Source organism: Pseudomonas sp. RHF3.3-3, assembly GCF_048069595.1.
GTDB classification, from domain to species: Bacteria; Pseudomonadota; Gammaproteobacteria; order Pseudomonadales; family Pseudomonadaceae; genus Aquipseudomonas; species Aquipseudomonas fuscovaginae_B.
The window spans coordinates 2874262-2889765 of sequence record NZ_CP182250.1 but is presented as its reverse complement, the minus strand read 5'-3'; the positions used below and the strand labels follow the sequence as shown (position 1 = coordinate 2889765).

The following is a 15504-nucleotide window of genomic DNA, read 5'->3' as shown; positions in this document are numbered from 1 at the left end:
GCGAGTCACTCCTTCAACCGCAAGGAGGGATTGTCCGCCGGGGCCTCGGCAAAGATCAGCAGCGGGTCCTTGAGCAGGTAGCCCTTGAGGTCGCGGACCTTGCGCAGGTCCTGAAGCTCGCAAGTCCAGATGTTCAGGCCCTTGCTGCCCTTGCGATGCACCCGCTGTTTCTCGAAACAGCGCTGAACCCAGCGCCAGTCGTCGGTGTCCTGCGACTTGGCCAGCTCGGCTATCTCGGGGTGCTCCTGGACATAACGGTGAAAGATGGCCGGGGACACCATGAACGCCGTGCCGGCAACGCTGTGAACCTTTGCCGCGGCGGTGTTGGTCACGATCCTGCCGGTGAGGATGCCGTCGCGAAGCCAACGGATGAAAGCCTCCCCCCTGGCCTTGTCGCCCCCATCGTCGCTTGCCTCGGCACAGGCCAGCGCAACCACCGGCTTCGGAACCACTTCGGCGGGTGGCGGTTGAGACATCCTCGCCGAACTGCCCTCCTGCCCATCGGCAATCGATGCCTGGTCAGCCTGGGTCAGCAGTTCACCCAAGGCGCCGGCCTTTTCATCGTGCCCCGCCAGAACATGGATCAAGGCCCTCCAGAGCTCGGGGTAGCCACTCAACCACTGGAGTGTCGAATGAGACACCAACTGGGTGAACAACAGGCCAGCCGCGGCGACATGAGCCTGGTCCGGACTGTCGTTGAGGTACTTGAAGCGGTAGGGCCGCTCGGGTGGCCCCATCCAGGGATACCATGCCGCACCGTTGGACAACTGCACACTCATGTCGACGATGATCCTGCCGAGATCGCGCAACAACGCGCCATAGGCCGTGGCGACGCTCCAGGCCTCCGCCTGGACGCCCTGCACTTGCGTGCTGGCCCCGGCCGGCAGCAGGCGCGACTGGCGCAACTTCAGCACATAAACCGTGGTGCTCAGGCAGTGGTCGAGCAAGCCACCGGGGTAGGCGTGATGAGCGTGCCGCGAGGCGGGAAACTGCTGGGCCAGCTCGGCACAGCGCTCGATGGGCTTGAGATAGAGCCCATCGAACTGGTCGCGTGACAGCGAAACGAGTTGCCAGATCTGCCCGAGCAGCGCTTGCCGGCGCGGCGTCGCAAGGAGTTCGGCAGCCGACTGCGGGATGAAGTACCCGACTGTCGGCGCTGCCCCATGGGAGTCTGAATCTGCGGGGTTTATTTTCAGCAACCGGCGCCAGAACATCGAAGTGTCATCCGTATCCGTGGAAAGACCTTTCGAATTCCCGGGCAGCCTGCGACGAACCCGGCCGCCCGTGAATCCTCGTTTTCTACCTGGATTTACGCACTTGCAGGGGGAGGATAACCATGGAGAAACAGGTTTGCGGCTTGCGTGTTTTCAGCCGCTGAAAGCGTTGCGCACCCGGCAGGCGCCTGGATCAGCGCTGGGACAGAATGCAGCCGAGCAACCCGGGAAAACGCGTGTCGAGCATTTCCAGGCGCAATGAATTCATGTGCGTGGTGCCGACGTTGCGAGTGTGCACCAGCCCCGCATCGCGCAGCACGCGAAAGTGGTGGGACATGCTCGACTTGGGCCGCCCGCCATCCAGCTCACCGCAGCTCGCCTCGGCCACACCGGCAAGGCTGCGGACGATTTCCATGCGCACAGGGTCGCTCAAGGCGTAGAGCACGCGTTCGAGCATGAGGTCTTCGGGAGCCGGGTGTTTGAATTCTCGCATGCCGGGAATGATAACAAGACTTCCCTTTATTGCCATAGTTCGATTACCATCGAACAAACGAATCAACCTATCCATCGTCTCCTGGAGATTTTCCATGTCGGCACTGTTCGAACCCTACAAGCTCAAGGACGTCACGCTGCGCAACCGCATCGCGATCCCACCGATGTGCCAGTACATGGCCACCGACGGCCTGATCAACGACTGGCACCAGGTCCACCTTGCCGGCCTGGCCCGTGGCGGCGCCGGCCTGCTGGTGGTGGAGGCCACCGCCGTGGCACCGGAAGGCCGCATCACCCCCGGCTGCGCCGGCATCTGGAACGACGAACAGGCCCAGGCCTTCGTTCCCGTGGTCAAGGCCATCAAGGCCGCAGGCTCGGTGCCCGGCATCCAGATCGCCCACGCCGGCCGCAAGGCCAGCGCCAACCGGCCATGGGAAGGCGACGACCACATTGCCGAATCCGATGCCCGCGGCTGGCAGACCATCGCGCCGTCCGCCCTGCCCTTCGGCGCGCACCTGCCCAAAACACCAAAGGCCATGACCCTGGAGGACATCGCCCGGGTCAAGCAGAACTTCGTCGATGCCGCCCGTCGCGCCCGCGATGCCGGTTTCGAGTGGATCGAGCTGCACTTTGCCCACGGTTACCTGGGCCAGAGCTTCTTCTCCGAGCATTCCAACCAGCGCACCGACGCCTACGGCGGCAGCTTCGAAAACCGCAGCCGCTTCCTGCTGGAAACCCTTGCTGCGGTGCGTGAAGTCTGGCCGGAAAACCTGCCGCTCACCGCGCGTTTCGGCGTGCTGGAATATGACGGCCGTGACGAGCAGACCCTCACCGAGTCCATCGAACTGGCCCGCCGGTTCAAGGCTGGCGGCCTGGACCTGCTGAGCGTCAGCGTCGGCTTTACCATCCCCGTCACCAACATCCCATGGGGCCCGGCCTTCATGGGTCCGATCGCCGAGCGCGTGCGGCGCGAAGCCGATATCCCGGTAACCTCGGCCTGGGGCTTCGGCACCCCGCAACTGGCGGAAGGCGCCCTGAAGGCCGGGCACCTGGACCTGGTCTCGGTAGGCCGTGCGCACCTGGCCGACCCGCATTGGGCCTACGCCGCAGCCAAGGAGCTGGGCGTCGACAAGGCCGCCTGGACACTGCCGGCGCCTTACGCGCATTGGCTGGAGCGCTATCGCTGAGTCGTTGTCGCGTTGAACCGGAAAGGCACCGATGTTCCGGTGCCTTTTCTTGCCCGGCTCGATGCCCCCCAAAAAACCGCGACGGATTTCGGGCGTCAATAACTCGAAAATCACGACCGATCGCTAGCAAAACGCCAGCACTTCCCTTAGGCTTCGCCTCGCAAAACCCGTGTGCCAGGAAGGCCGCCATCATGACTTTCCAACCGACACCGGTGCTTGACCGTCAGTTCAATCAGGGAAGTCCATGTTCCGCGTCATCAAGGCTTCGGCCATCTTCTTTCTCGTCGGCCTGCTCAGCGGCTGTATCACCCACAGCGCCTCACTCGTCAGCGACCCGCTGCAACCGGCCAGCGGTGAGCCCGTGGCCTACCTGGTCGGTTCCATCGGCCCACAGTCGTTCAAGCTCTCCCCGGCCGACAACCAGCGCCTGCTGATCCGCAAACGCGGCTCCGCCTATGGCGCCGCCGGCCTCTGGATGCGCGGTGGCAACCAGACACCGCAAGACATCGAGGATGGCGACGGCGCCGCCAGTGTCTTCGTACTGCCCCTCAAGCCCGGCGACTACGAGTTCTACGATTTCCAGTTCTTTTCCGCCCAGTACACGCCTGGGCTTGGCACCACCTTCACCTCGCGCCAGGCCCGGGAAAAATTCAACCTGCCGCTACGGCTCGAAGCCGGCAAGGCCTACTATCTCGGCGAATTCCGCTCGATGTGCCTGATGGGCGACCGCTGCGCCTTCCTGTGGCGGGACCAACTCGCCCGCGATGGTGCCATCGCCCTGCGCCAGCAGCCCGCCCTGCCGCCGCTGCAGCGCCTGAACCTGGATCTCAAGAGCGCCGCCCCCTACCTGTTCATCGCCCCCACGTCGACCACCGGCAAGCCTGCCGGCGCCACGGAAGTCAAACCATGAGAACACTTGCCGGCCTCGTCGCCGCGAGCCTGCTGACCGGCTGCACCGCGACCAACACCCTGCCCGACAGCACCTTGGCCGATGGCCAGGACTACCTGCAGCCCATCCATGTGATGGTCGACGACCCCCTGCAGTCCTCGACGCTGCGCAACCACCTGCGCGAGACCGGGGTTTTCCGCAACATCGAAACCGGCAGCGGCAAGGCCGACGAGTACAGCGTGCAGGTCAAACTGAAGATGCAGCGCGAGTACCCGCCGTTCCCGGTGGTTCTGCTCAGTTGCGCCACCCTGTTCATGCTGCCCCTGTCGAAGGAAATCGATACCGACACCGAGTTCACCGTCCTGCGCGGCGACCAGCGTCTCAAGCAATACCGCTATCGCAACAGCACCCGCAAATACACCTGGCTGCTGGATCAGGGCGGCGAGATGGAAGGCCAGAACCTCGGCCGCATCGCCCGCGCCTTTGCCCGGGACGTGCGCCAGGACCAACTGATCCCTGCCGTCGGAGCTGCACAATGAGCCTGAAGCCTTCAGCTGCCGCTGCGCTGCTGGGTGCCGCCCTGCTGACCAGCGGCTGCACCAACAACCTGAAGCCGCTCGACTACCACGCCGAGCGCGCCTACGTCCCGGTCACCCTGGACCTGGGTTCCATCAACAATCGTTTCGACGAGCAGCGTCATCGCCAGATGATCGGCGTGCTCAAGGACACCGGCGCGTTCTCCATGCTCGACGGCGGCTACAGCCGCAGTGGCTACAGCCTGTCGATCCGCGAGCCCTATGACGGTGGTCCGAGCTACCTGGGCCTGCTGAACGTCTTCACCCTCTTCACATTCCCGATGCCCTACCCTTACAAGGACAACCTGCGTGGCCAGGTCTACAAGGACGGCGAGTTGCTCAAGACCTACAACTATTCCCGCGAAGGCTGGAGTGTGCTGGCCTGGTACGTGCCACTGTCGAGCGTGGAAAACCGCCGGCAGATGCTCGATCAGTTGATGAACGAAATGGACAAGGATCAGGTGATTCCCCATCAACCTTGAACCCCGGCCTGGTCAGGACCACTGACTTTTGCACCCCTCTCAGACGCTCGGGAGAGCCATGGATGTCCGGCAATATCGGTAACGAGTACCTTCACGCAGTGCTGACCGGCCTGCGATTCGTCTTTCTGATGGTCCTCTCGGCCTGGCTTGCCGGCAAGTTGCAGGGCCTGTTTCACAACCACAACACCTTCGTGTTCATCGGTTTGTTGATGACAATCTGGTTTGTCCTCAACGAACTGTTGGAACGGGCCGGCAGGAAGCGCCGTCGCGCGTCATCCGAGAAACACTGATTACCCCATAGCCAAAACAACCACAGGACTATCATTTGCCTACACCTCCACTTCGCCAGATCCGCGCGCAGTACGACGAGCAGACCATTCGCGTCTACCAGGCCTATTCGGACTCCATCGCCGAGGCCGCCCTCGCCCACGGGACCTTCGTCTCGCCGCCGTTCAAGATGGAACGGATGACCTGGATAAAACCTTCCTTCCTCTGGATGATGTACCGCGCCGGCTGGGGCCTGAAGGACGCCGGCCAAACCCGCATCCTGGCGATCGACATCACTCACGAAGGCTTCGCCTGGGCCCTGGAACACAGTTGCCCGAGCCACCCCGACGAATCGATGAGCCAGGAACAATGGCAGGCCCTGAAGGACAACTCCCCGGTCCGCATCCAGTGGGACCCGGAGCGTGACCTGCACCTGCAACCGCAGACCCACCGCGCCATCCAGATCGGCCTGGGCAAGGAAGCTGTCGCGCTTTACGTCAACGAGTGGATACGGAACATCACCGACGTGACCCCGCTGGCTCGCCATATCCATGGGCTGGTAGCCGGGAACCGGCTTGCCGAGGCACAGCAGGCGCTGCCGGTGGAGGTCGAGTACAGACGACCTTCAGTGGCCTGAGCAGTACCTTTTCATCATTCAGACGAACATGTTCAAGGATATTCATAAGTCATGAAGAGCCCCAAACTGCTGACCCTCGCTCTCGTCCTGGCATTACCGGCCTGCCACTCCAATGTCCGGGACTCTTCGCCCAGTTTCGCGAAGGATGGGGTGCAACTGGGTCAGAAAAAGGTGGCGGTCGATGCCGAGCACGCCAAGGTGATCCTGAAGTCATCCGGCAGCACCGCTCCCGTGGAGTATTCGATCAGTCGCGCCAATGACCCCGACCAGCGCCTGGAAGTCCTTGGACGCGTGGTGGACTCGGGCCGCGGGAAAGTATTTGGCTGGATCGCCAAGCTCAACGAAACCAGCAGCAGCGCGCTGCTGAAGAACTTCCCGCAGTTGGAAGTCCAGGCCGATGCCAACCAATCGCTGCTGGTATCGGGTTACGGCCGCAGCCTCGGGACCGCCAATCATTATACCTGCGGCCCGATCAACACCCGCTTTACCCCGCAGAGCGGCAAGGTTTACCTGGTGGAATTCCAGTACATCGAACAGCGCTGTGAACTGCATGTCTATGACGTGACGAAGCCCAAGGAGCGCATTCCTGTGCAGAGTACGCCTTCGACGTAAAAAGCGTCGGCGTCTTTCATTGGCTGATGACGAATCGACCTGCATCGCCCTCCACACCCGCTCGACGAACGAAAGGCTCCATCAGGCGTTCCCCCGAAGGCCTGAGGAACGACCCTCGGATGTCCGAACGGGCCGGCCGGCTCGGCATTGCGCTTTCATGATTTCGTCGCGGCAACTGCCTTATTTTGGGGAGGCCGTGAATTGACGGCTTCATCCCACTTTTCCGCGAAGCGGTAAAGCGGCAGAAACGCTTGCGTGAGTTCGATACCCAGCCGGGTTAGACCATAACCGCTTTTCCCGGACTCAACGATACCCGCCTCGCGCAGCTCATGAATTCGAGCCTGAAGGACTGTGGGAGAAATCTCACCAGCGGCAGTACGCAGTGCCCTGGAGCTGAGTTCGCCGCCTTGAAGCTCCCAAAGTATTCGCAAAGCCCATTTTTGCCCCAAAAGATCCAGCAGCGCCATGATAGGCCGGCGTGGGATTTCAATTGATTGGCTGGTAGGTCTGTCATCACTCATGCTGATTGGCCTTGACTGCTACGTTTACTGTAGCAATCCTCACTGCTACATTATCAGTAGCGGAGGATACACCATGTCACGCATTTCGCCTCTCAGTGCTCCATACCCGCAAGATATCCAAACCGAATTCGATCGAATCATGGGACCGGGCGTACCGCCCCTGGTGCTCTTCTCGACCCTTGCAAAGAGCGAACGAGCCTGGCGCAAATTCATGGGAGGCTCGCTGCTGGACGGTTCTGTCCTCACCCTTCGCCAACGGGAGCTGGTGATCAACAGAGTCTGCGCACGCACGGGGTGCGAGTACGAGTGGGGGGTGCATGTCCTGGCATTCTCAAAAGCTGCCGGCCTCTCCAGGGAAGACATCGCCGAAACCTTGCGGTATCCGCTCAATGGGACTCACTGGTCTGCCGATGAGGCGGCCCTGCTAAGCACCATCGACTCTCTGCATGATCGAGCTACGTTGAGCACCGCCGAGTTCGAACTGGCAAGAGAACACTTGAACGAGGAGCAAATTCTGGAGGTGCTGATGCTCGCCGGCTTCTATCGCACAGTTTCGTACATCGCCAATGGGCTGGATCTCCCACTGGAGAAGCACGCAGCCCGATTCAGCGCGTTCAATCCCGGCTGAAGGTCAGCTCGCAAGGTGCAGCCCATGGCCCAGATCGAGCTCAAGAGTCCAGGCACTGGCACCGTCAGCGACGGGTTTATTTTCACACCATCAAAATCAGAAAATAAATCCATCCCATTGTCCTTACGCTCTCCAATGGGGTAGAGGCCGAAATATCGCTGCTATAGCCGCCTTCACCTTCAGGAAAACACTACACAGGACAAATCATAATGAGATGGCCATTTCCAGAACAGTCTCCACATGGGTCTCATTGCCACTTACCGCTCCCGGTTTCAACTCATCCAGGACATAAGCAATCTGGACCTTGGCCCCCACAACAAAAAGCTTACGATCCTCCTTGGCGGTAGCACTGTAGATGCTTTCATCCCTCACAGAACCATCGTCCAGCAACAAGCTGAATGAATTAACCCCCGTAGAAGAATCCTGCCCTGCAAAATAGACTTTTTTTACAATACCAGACACAAGCAGAAGAGGAATTTTCCGTTCCTCGATATTTTTCCACCATTCTTCCGACCCAAAAAGACCATGAGTCCCGTTAAGTCCTAAAAATGGCTTATTGGGATTCAACGTTAAGGCTTGTGTCAAAGCGACCCGATCCGGATTCCTTTTCAAGTCCTCAGATAGCAGATATACGGTCTTCATAGGCCCATCGGCCTCATTAAAACTCAAAAACACGAAACCACCTCAAAAATCACTTAGGAACCACTTCAAATTTAACTATATTTTCATTAAAAATATCTAGCGCCTTGCCTTTGCCAAGCTGCGTTGTCATCTGACCCTTCTCAACCTTAAAACGCGCATTCTCCTGGTTCCAGGGCCCCTTGACGATAGGCATGGAAAGCTGATTCATCGCAGGCTCGTTTGCAGCAATACCAATGCTTTGGAGCTTTGCAGAGGTCCCCGGGGCAGTCGTTATCCGAACGGTTACACCATCATAGCCAGACGAGTAAGACAACAGCGGAGAGGTGGACGTTTCTCCTGTTCCTGACAGAGAACCTGTAGCTTTGAGAGTATTAAAATGCTCTAAAGACATCGTACGGTAAACAATTTCATTGCCATAGGCATCAAACTCCAATACCGGGCTCAGTGGGTTTTCGGCTCGGGAAACCGGCACCCCCACACCAGGCCGCCCTGAATTTCCTGGCAGAACATCGACATAGCCACTGTTCACAGAGGAAGAAGCTCCCTTGCTTCCCCCCGGGACTACAGTTGCCGACAAACCTGGTGCGCTGACGGAAAACGGATTGAATCCTGTCTGGTCCAGCCATTGCCCAAACGAAGGAGCCCAGCCCGACTCCCCATTTACGAACATATGAGCGACTTGATCGATATGCAACTGGCCAGCAGTAGTCCAGTCGCGAGTATTGCCACCACCAAAACCAGTAAATTTCCCAAGAATATCCGCTGCCTTTCCGTCAGGAAGTGTCGCAACGAACTCATCCACGGCTTTTGAGCCGGCATCAATTTCAGCTCGGATTTCAGGGCAGTTCCCGGTCTTTTGACAAGCCATGAGCCGCTCGCGATTCGCAGCATCTCTGGCATTGGCTTCTGCCTGCAGCTGATCGCAAGTACCTTCGGCCTGACAACGTCGTGCTTTCTCGGACAGTTCCTGAATATCTCTATGATTCAAGAAGTTATATTGCGTTGCGTTCTCTGCAACCGAAGATGCGATACCAGAGTCGCCTCGCGAGGCAACAGCACCCAAGACTCCAACAATCTGCGAAAGTGCCTTCAGGCTCGCTTCAGCCCTGATGTACTCGGTCGATCCTGGGATCAAGTTCGCCGGCATCAGCTTGTCGCCGACCGCTCCGAGCAATAGCTCGTTAACCCCACCCGAAATCGCCCCGGTCTGGAAGTCGCCGCCCATTGCCTTGGAGAGCAGACCACCCAGGCCAGCATGCAGGAGGATCTTCTCCAGGCTACCCTCGTCGAGGCCAAGGTCACCGATCTTCCCGGCGCCCACCGCGCCGCCGATGCTGATTGCCGTGCTCGTCGCGGCACTGGCAAGGTTGTCCTTGAGACTACCCCCGTACACCGCCGTCTTGATCAGCGCATCGGCCGTCACCTTCATTGCAACGGTCTGCGCGCTCGGAAGGTCGAAGCCTATCTTGTCGGGACTGTAGCCAAGGCTCTGCGTCACCCCGGCGGTCGCGAACGAAACGGCATACCCCTTCATCGCATCGGACGAGGTCACGTCCTTGAACACCGCGCCCAGGTTGCCGCCATTGTTGATGAAGCTGGTGGTGGCATTGGTCGCTGCGCTGGTCGACACCGCAGCGACACCTGCCGCCAACACCGGCGAGCTGCCCGCCATGGCGGTCATGACTGCCGGCCCGACCACTGCCGCCATGATGATGGCGATAATCAGCTGCGAAGCCGGCCCCAGCCCCGAGGTGTTGTACTTGAAGGACTCGTGGATCTCCTTCACCTGCCGCCAATCCACGTCGCCGCGCTGCTCGGCATCCTTCAGCCAGGCCAGTTTCGGGTCGGCCTTGACCATGGCGTCGATGGTCTGGCTGACCGTCTGCTGGTTGACCTCCCTGACGTCGATCTTCAGGCCTTCGACCGCCTTGATGGTGATCTTGCCCTCGGCGATCATCTGTGTCTGGCGCAGGGTTTCGTCGGTGTTGCCCTTGCCCTTGGCCGAGTTCCAGAACGAGTTGTTGTTGGTCTTGGTATGGCTCTCGTCGTGCAGGTCCTTCACGCCCTCGAAGACGATGGCCCCGCCACTGTCAAGCGTGATGTCCTTGCCACTCTGCAACTGCGCCACCTGGTAGCGCTGGTCGCCACCGCTCTTGAGCGTCAGGTCGCCGCCGGTGGTGATCTGGCTGCCGACGTGGGTGACCTGGGTCACTTCGTCATGCTTGAGTTTCAGGTTGCCGAAGCCACCCTTCTCCTTCATGTCGTACAGGGTATGGTCGGTGTTCTGCGCCGCCAGCAGTTGCAGGTTGTTCCCCGCATTCACCCCCACATCGCCGCCCGACTTCAGGTTACTGGCGACCAGCGTCACATCCTGCTTGGCCTGCGCCGTCAGGTTGCCACCAGCGGTGAACTCGCTCGCGACCTGTTGGGTATGGCTGTCCAGCTCGTGGATGCGCTTCTTGCCTTTCTTGCTGCGAGTGTCGACGCTGTCCTCGTCTTCGGCCGACATCAGCGTCAGGTCACGACCGGCGCTGACTTCAAGGTCCTTGCCCGCCTTGGCGGTACTGGCGACGGCGTTGATGTCCTGCCCCGCCTCCAGCACCAGGTCACCTTCGGCGCTCACGCCGGAACCGAGGTTCTTGACCCGCGTGGTCACGGTGTTGTTATGCCCACCGTTCTTGATGACATGAGTCTCGCTGCTGTCAGTCACCGCCAGCAGGTTGATGTCGCGACCGGCCTTGAGCGTCGCATCACCACCACTGCTGATCTGACTCTTGTTGGTCAGGTCCTGCCCGGCAATCATGCTCAGGTTGCCGGTCGCCGAGATGTGGCCACCGTCATCGAGGATGGTGCGATGGCCACTGCCATCGCTGACCAGGATGGCGGTGCGGTCGTTGACGATGTCGCCGTTCAGCGCCGTCAGGTTGACCTGGTTGCCACGGATGTCGCCGGCCATGGCATTGCGGATGCTGTCCTGGGCCATCATCGAGAAATGCTGGCCGGCTTCCATCAGGCCGCCGTTGTACACACTTTCGCCGGCGATCACGCTGGCATCGTTGCTGGCACGCAAGGTGCCGACGCTGACCAGGTTATTGCCGGCAATCACGCTGATGTCGCGCCCCTGGACCAGGCTGCCGCCGCGAATGTCGCGGGAATCGACCTTGGCCAGGTAGAGCACCGGCACCAGGACTTTCTCGCCCTGCACCTCGCGCTCTTCCATCCAGACGATGTCGTGGGTCAACGACGCTACCTGGGCCGAGGTCAGCCCGACACCGACGGTCAGGTTGAGCTGGTCCTTCGAAGCGATGCCGTTGTCCATCAGGTAGCGGAACTGGTCGTACTCGCTGGTCAGGCCGTTGGCCAGGAAACGCTGGCCGGTCTGGGCGAATACCGCGTCGCTGACCAATCGGGTTTCGTAGCCGCCGTCACCGAGCCGGCGCCAGGCCTGCTGGTTGTCATAGCCCAACTGCCCGAGCATGTAGTCCGAGCTGAAGAAGCTCTTCAGGTCGGTCAGTTGCGGGTTGGTCTCGATCAGGTACTGGCCCTTGGGGTTACGGCTCTGGGTGAACATCCCGTAGTCGCCCTGGGGCAGGCGGAAAGTCGGCAGCGCCGTCGGATCGACGGACACGAATGGCGAGCCACTGAAGTCGGCCGGCACGAAGCTGACTTCGACGCTACCATCCGCATTGACGTGCTCGACCCGCGTCACATCCTTCGGTGCCTGGGCCGGCGGGCTGCTCGCGTTGACCGCGATGTCGATACCGCCGACTTTCGCGCCCAGCTGGTTGTCGCCCAAGGTGCCCGTCAGTTGCGCCAGGGTGTTGTCCACCAGGCTGCCGTTCTGGATGTTCTGGGCGACGTTCAGGCTGACCTTGCCGCCCGCCTGGATGGTGGCGGCATAGACGGTGTTGCCATCGGCACTCCAGGTGGTGACGTCGCTCATCAGGCTGAAACGACTATCGGAGGAACGGCTGATCAGCTCGTTGAAACGCGCCTCGTCGAAATGGCCAGCAGCGACGGCGGCGTTGAAAGCCGGCACATCGGAGGACTCCATCTGGTCCCAGTAGCCGGTATCGATCCGGCCTGGCGTGCCGATCTGAATGACGTTGTAGCCCTTGCGCGATACCGCCCCCTGGTTGAGCAGGCTGCCTGCGGTCAGGGTCAGGTCGCCGTTGGCCGCCATCAGGCTGTAGCGGTTCTCGATCTTGTCCGCCTGGGCCGTGAAGCCCTTGCCCGCCACCAGGCGCGCTGCCGCCGAGTCCTTGAGCGCCTGTTCGTTGAAGACCTTGGTGATGGTGATGGTGCCGCGCTTGAACGAGTCATGCCCGCCACAGTGCTGGCCACAGACCCAGGACAGGCTGCCGGAAACCGCCCCGCCCTTGCTCATCTCGAACTCGGCCTTGGCGTTGGTCAGCTCGCTGGCCTTGAGGTCGATATTGCCTTCGCTCTCGACGCTGCCGGAGAGGTTGCTGAACACACTGGCCTTGCCGTCATCCAGCGCGGCGAAGCTGAGGTCGCCCTTGCTATAGATGTCGCCGTAGAAGTTGCTCAGGCTGTCGCCACGAACGCGCAGGTCGGCGCCGCTGAACAGCAGGCTGTCCTTGTCGTTGTAGACGCCGTTGGCCGCCGTCAGCCTGACGGCGCCAAGCGCACCGAGGGTGCCGTGGTTGTTGATCCGTGCCGCCTGGATCGCCAGGGCCTGGTCGGCCACCAGTCGGCCGAGGTTTTCCAGGGTGCCTTGCAGCGTGAGGCGGGTATCGCCACCGCTCGCCAGACGACCACCGGACTGGTTCAGGTCGACAGCAGTGATCTCCAGCGCCTTGAGGGAGGAGATCACCCCGCTGTTGCTCAGGTTGCCCGCGAGTTTGAGGGTCAGGTCGTTGTCGCTGACCAGTTCGCCGGCGTTGCTCAGGCTGGCGACGTCGAACTTCAACGCACCGGCACTGGCGATACGCTCGCCTGCGGCGAGCGCCAGGGCCTGGCTGCTGGTGTAGGTCAGCCCGCCATTGAGCTGCCAGGTGCCCACACCCTCCACGCTACCGATCTTCCAATCGCCAGCGCCCAGGCCGATCATGCGGCCCTGGCCGCTGCGCAGGCTGGCAAGACCCAGGCTGAACAGCCCCTGGCCACCGTGCTCGATACGGCCGCCGGTATTATTCAGCGATGCCGCGGAGAGGCCGAAAGTGGTGCCACCGACAACGATCGAAGCATTCTGGTTATTCAACTCGCCATTGAGCGCGATATGGCTGGCGTCGCCCTTGAGCGCGCGCAACTGACCAGCGCTGTTGTCGAGGCTGTCGCCGTCGACGGTCAGGTTGCCCGCCGACTCCACCAGGCCGCCCCGGTTGATGATCCGGTCCACGGTCAGTTCGAGGTTGCCCTTGAGGCTGGCGATCAGGCCCAACTGTCCGTTGAGGGCGCTGTTGTCGAGATCCCCGGCAATGAGCTGGACGTCCGAACCCTTGATACTGCCAGCCTGGTTGTCCAGCGAGCCCTTGTTCAGCAGCAGCGAAACCTGGCTGCCTTCGGCAAGCAGGTTGCCCTGCTGGTTCAGCACCTTGTTGGCGGCGAGCTTCAGTCCTTCGCTGCCGGCCAGGACCTTGCCTTGCCCACTGTTATCGATCTCGGCGGCCGACAGCTCGATCCGGCGGGCCAGGACCTGGCCATTGCGGTTGTCGATACGGCCCTGGTCAGCCGAAACCCGGACCTGCTCGCCGACCACGACACCCTCGCGGTTGTCGAGGTTCGTCGCCGTCACGTCGACTGCACCGCTGGTGGACTGCAGGCGACCGCCCTGGTTGTTCAGGTCCTGTCGGGCCGTGATCTTGAGCGTGCCGGACTCGGCACTGACACGGCCCTTGAGGCTGTTGTCGAGGCTCAGGATATCGGCGGTCAGGCTATTGGCGATCAGGGCGCCGTTGCGGTTGATGACCTCGCCGCCCGTCAGCAACAGATCGGTACCGGCCAGCAGCTTGCCGTCGGTGTTGTCCAGTTGCTCGTCGGCCTGCACCTTGGCCGCGCCGCCATTGGCGTTGATCAGGCCCTGGCGGTTGTCGATGCGGGCTGCGCGCACCTCGGTCTCGGCCGATACCAACTGGCCGCCACGGTTGTCCAGGGTCTGCCCGGCCTTGGCGTCGATCTTGCGGCTGGCGATCACATTGCCACTGTTCTGGATCGTCTTGCCCAACAGCGTGACATTGCCTTCGACGTTACGACTGCCATCCTGGTTGACCCCGGCATCGATGCTGCCGCTGTTGACCAGTTGGCCGCCACTTTCCAGGCGGATGCCGTCATGGGCCGCCAGGCTCTTGCTGCTCTGCAGGTCGCCGGTAGTCTTGATATCGAGCTGGCTGCCGGCATAGACCGCCTCCCTGGCCTCCACGCTCTCGGCCGTGACCTTGACCGCCTCGCTGGCAATGGCCTGGCCCATGGTCAGCTTGCCGTTGGCATCGATCTGGATGTCGCCGGCGCTGGTGGCCATGTTGCCGGCCAGGCGCACGCCAACACCTTTCTCCGTGCCCACCAGGCGGATCGCCCCGGCATACATGCCGCCCAGGGCGGAACTGTCGATGGCCAGCGCCGGGGCCGCACTACCGTCGTCGGCCCGCGCCACAGCGGTCAGATCATCGACCTTTACATCATTGCGGCCGGTGATGACGTTGAGCTGCCTGGCGTAGATTTCGGCGTTGATCCGGGCACTGCGGGTGATCAGGTCGAACTGCTCGACGGTCCCGGCCTTGAAGCCCGCTCCGTCGATGTCGATGGCCCCGCCATCCACCTGGAAATGGTCGACCCGGCCATTCTCGATGACCGCCTTGCCGGTGCTGAGGGTGACCCGCGGGGTATTGATGAAACCGCAACCGTTGCAACTGATGCCATAGGGGTTGGCGACGATCACGTGGGCCGACTGCCCCGCCACTTCGGTATAGCCACGCAACTGGCTGGGACTGCCGCCGTTGACCTCGTTGAGGATGGTCGACGCGGCGCGACCGTTGAGGTTGCTGTTGCCGAGGATGATCCCGCCCAACTGGGTAGACTGGGTGCGGCCGGTGGCGTTGTTGAGGATGACGCCGTTGCTGCCGACGTTGTAGTCCTGGAACTGGTTGTGCGACAGCCCGTTGGCATTCGGGGCGGCGATGTTGACGATGGGCACGCCATTGCCCGCCTGCCCGAGCGTGGTTCCCGGTGCACTGACGACGATGCCATCGGCCTGGGCCCACAACGGCTGCCAGAACATCACGTTCGCCAGCAGGAAGGCGACCCCGCGCTTGGGCAACCCGAGGAAATGGTCACGGTTTTTCAGGGCAGCAGAAGGCTGCCCCGCGAGGAAGGCGAACTGGCGAACGTCCATGTCGGAA

General features: G+C 61.5%; 13 protein-coding genes. 8 read left to right on the top strand and 5 right to left on the bottom strand.

Translation table 11 applies throughout. The annotated features are described in order from the left end of the window. Positions 1-5: 5 nt before the first annotated feature. Positions 6-1214 carry a MobH family relaxase gene (gene mobH, locus ACMGT0_RS13265; protein ID WP_416772960.1) on the bottom strand — a complete coding sequence of 403 codons (1209 nt, stop codon included), beginning with the start codon at positions 1212-1214 and terminating at the stop codon, positions 6-8. 193 nt (positions 1215-1407) lie between these two features. Next, positions 1408-1743, bottom strand: coding sequence for an ArsR/SmtB family transcription factor (locus ACMGT0_RS13260; protein ID WP_054056713.1), 336 nt, complete (start codon positions 1741-1743; stop codon positions 1408-1410). 58 nt (positions 1744-1801) lie between these two features. Between ACMGT0_RS13260 and ACMGT0_RS13255 the strand changes: the two genes are divergently transcribed. The 7 genes from ACMGT0_RS13255 to ACMGT0_RS13225 all read left to right on the top strand — a co-directional run bounded on the left by ACMGT0_RS13255 (position 1802) and on the right by ACMGT0_RS13225 (position 6355). Further along, a complete protein-coding gene (locus tag ACMGT0_RS13255; protein ID WP_416772958.1) occupies positions 1802-2893 on the top strand; it encodes an NADH:flavin oxidoreductase/NADH oxidase in 1092 nt (363 codons plus the stop codon). 244 nt (positions 2894-3137) lie between these two features. Continuing rightward, on the top strand, positions 3138-3803 hold the full coding sequence (locus ACMGT0_RS13250) for a hypothetical protein (protein ID WP_416772956.1): 666 nt from the start codon (positions 3138-3140) through the stop codon (positions 3801-3803). Further along, positions 3800-4321: a hypothetical protein gene (locus ACMGT0_RS13245; RefSeq protein ID WP_054062626.1), complete on the top strand. Its 522-nt coding sequence runs from the start codon at positions 3800-3802 to the stop codon at positions 4319-4321. The genes ACMGT0_RS13250 and ACMGT0_RS13245 overlap by 4 nt, the downstream gene beginning before the upstream one ends. Beyond that, the gene (locus ACMGT0_RS13240) at positions 4318-4839 is read left to right on the top strand and encodes a hypothetical protein (protein WP_054056696.1); all 522 of its coding nucleotides are present in this window, start codon (positions 4318-4320) and stop codon (positions 4837-4839) included. Before ACMGT0_RS13245 ends, ACMGT0_RS13240 begins: the two co-directional genes overlap by 4 nt. A gap of 62 nt (positions 4840-4901) precedes the next feature. Then, entirely contained in the window at positions 4902-5129 is a 228-nt protein-coding gene (locus tag ACMGT0_RS13235) for a hypothetical protein (RefSeq protein WP_054056697.1), read from the top strand. 35 nt (positions 5130-5164) lie between these two features. Further along, a complete protein-coding gene (locus ACMGT0_RS13230) occupies positions 5165-5743 on the top strand; it encodes a DUF4291 domain-containing protein (RefSeq protein ID WP_054056698.1) in 579 nt (192 codons plus the stop codon). 51 nt (positions 5744-5794) lie between these two features. Then, positions 5795-6355, top strand: coding sequence for a hypothetical protein (locus ACMGT0_RS13225; RefSeq protein ID WP_416772953.1), 561 nt, complete (start codon positions 5795-5797; stop codon positions 6353-6355). A gap of 155 nt (positions 6356-6510) precedes the next feature. On the opposite strand, the gene ACMGT0_RS13220 is transcribed toward ACMGT0_RS13225, so the two are convergent. Then, complete coding sequence (locus ACMGT0_RS13220; RefSeq protein WP_416772951.1) at positions 6511-6876, bottom strand: winged helix-turn-helix transcriptional regulator; 366 nt, start codon at positions 6874-6876, stop codon at positions 6511-6513. A 73-nt stretch (positions 6877-6949) separates the two neighbouring features. Between ACMGT0_RS13220 and ACMGT0_RS13215 the strand changes: the two genes are divergently transcribed. Then, entirely contained in the window at positions 6950-7504 is a 555-nt protein-coding gene (locus tag ACMGT0_RS13215) for a carboxymuconolactone decarboxylase family protein (protein ID WP_416772950.1), read from the top strand. A gap of 204 nt (positions 7505-7708) precedes the next feature. Here ACMGT0_RS13215 and ACMGT0_RS13210 read toward each other — a convergent pair whose 3' ends face one another. Both ACMGT0_RS13210 and ACMGT0_RS13205 read right to left on the bottom strand, forming a co-directional pair. Beyond that, positions 7709-8179, bottom strand: coding sequence for a hypothetical protein (locus ACMGT0_RS13210; RefSeq protein ID WP_416772948.1), 471 nt, complete (start codon positions 8177-8179; stop codon positions 7709-7711). Between the two features lie 16 nt (positions 8180-8195). Beyond that, a complete protein-coding gene (locus ACMGT0_RS13205) occupies positions 8196-15497 on the bottom strand; it encodes a DUF637 domain-containing protein (protein WP_416772946.1) in 7302 nt (2433 codons plus the stop codon). Positions 15498-15504 lie beyond the last annotated feature (7 nt).

Bases quoted from the DNA above. Each gene is read 5' to 3' on its own strand.
- mobH (WP_416772960.1), bottom strand. From the start codon at position 1,214: ATGTTCTGGCGCCGGTTGCTGAAAATAAACCCCGCAGATTCAGACTCC.
- ACMGT0_RS13260 (WP_054056713.1), bottom strand. From the start codon at position 1,743: ATGGCAATAAAGGGAAGTCTTGTTATCATTCCCGGCATGCGAGAATTC.
- ACMGT0_RS13255 (WP_416772958.1), top strand. From the start codon at position 1,802: ATGTCGGCACTGTTCGAACCCTACAAGCTCAAGGACGTCACGCTGCGC.
- ACMGT0_RS13250 (WP_416772956.1), top strand. From the start codon at position 3,138: ATGTTCCGCGTCATCAAGGCTTCGGCCATCTTCTTTCTCGTCGGCCTG.
- ACMGT0_RS13245 (WP_054062626.1), top strand. From the start codon at position 3,800: ATGAGAACACTTGCCGGCCTCGTCGCCGCGAGCCTGCTGACCGGCTGC.
- ACMGT0_RS13240 (WP_054056696.1), top strand. From the start codon at position 4,318: ATGAGCCTGAAGCCTTCAGCTGCCGCTGCGCTGCTGGGTGCCGCCCTG.
- ACMGT0_RS13235 (WP_054056697.1), top strand. From the start codon at position 4,902: ATGTCCGGCAATATCGGTAACGAGTACCTTCACGCAGTGCTGACCGGC.
- ACMGT0_RS13225 (WP_416772953.1), top strand. From the start codon at position 5,795: ATGAAGAGCCCCAAACTGCTGACCCTCGCTCTCGTCCTGGCATTACCG.
- ACMGT0_RS13220 (WP_416772951.1), bottom strand. From the start codon at position 6,876: ATGAGTGATGACAGACCTACCAGCCAATCAATTGAAATCCCACGCCGG.
- ACMGT0_RS13215 (WP_416772950.1), top strand. From the start codon at position 6,950: ATGTCACGCATTTCGCCTCTCAGTGCTCCATACCCGCAAGATATCCAA.
- ACMGT0_RS13205 (WP_416772946.1), bottom strand. From the start codon at position 15,497: ATGGACGTTCGCCAGTTCGCCTTCCTCGCGGGGCAGCCTTCTGCTGCC.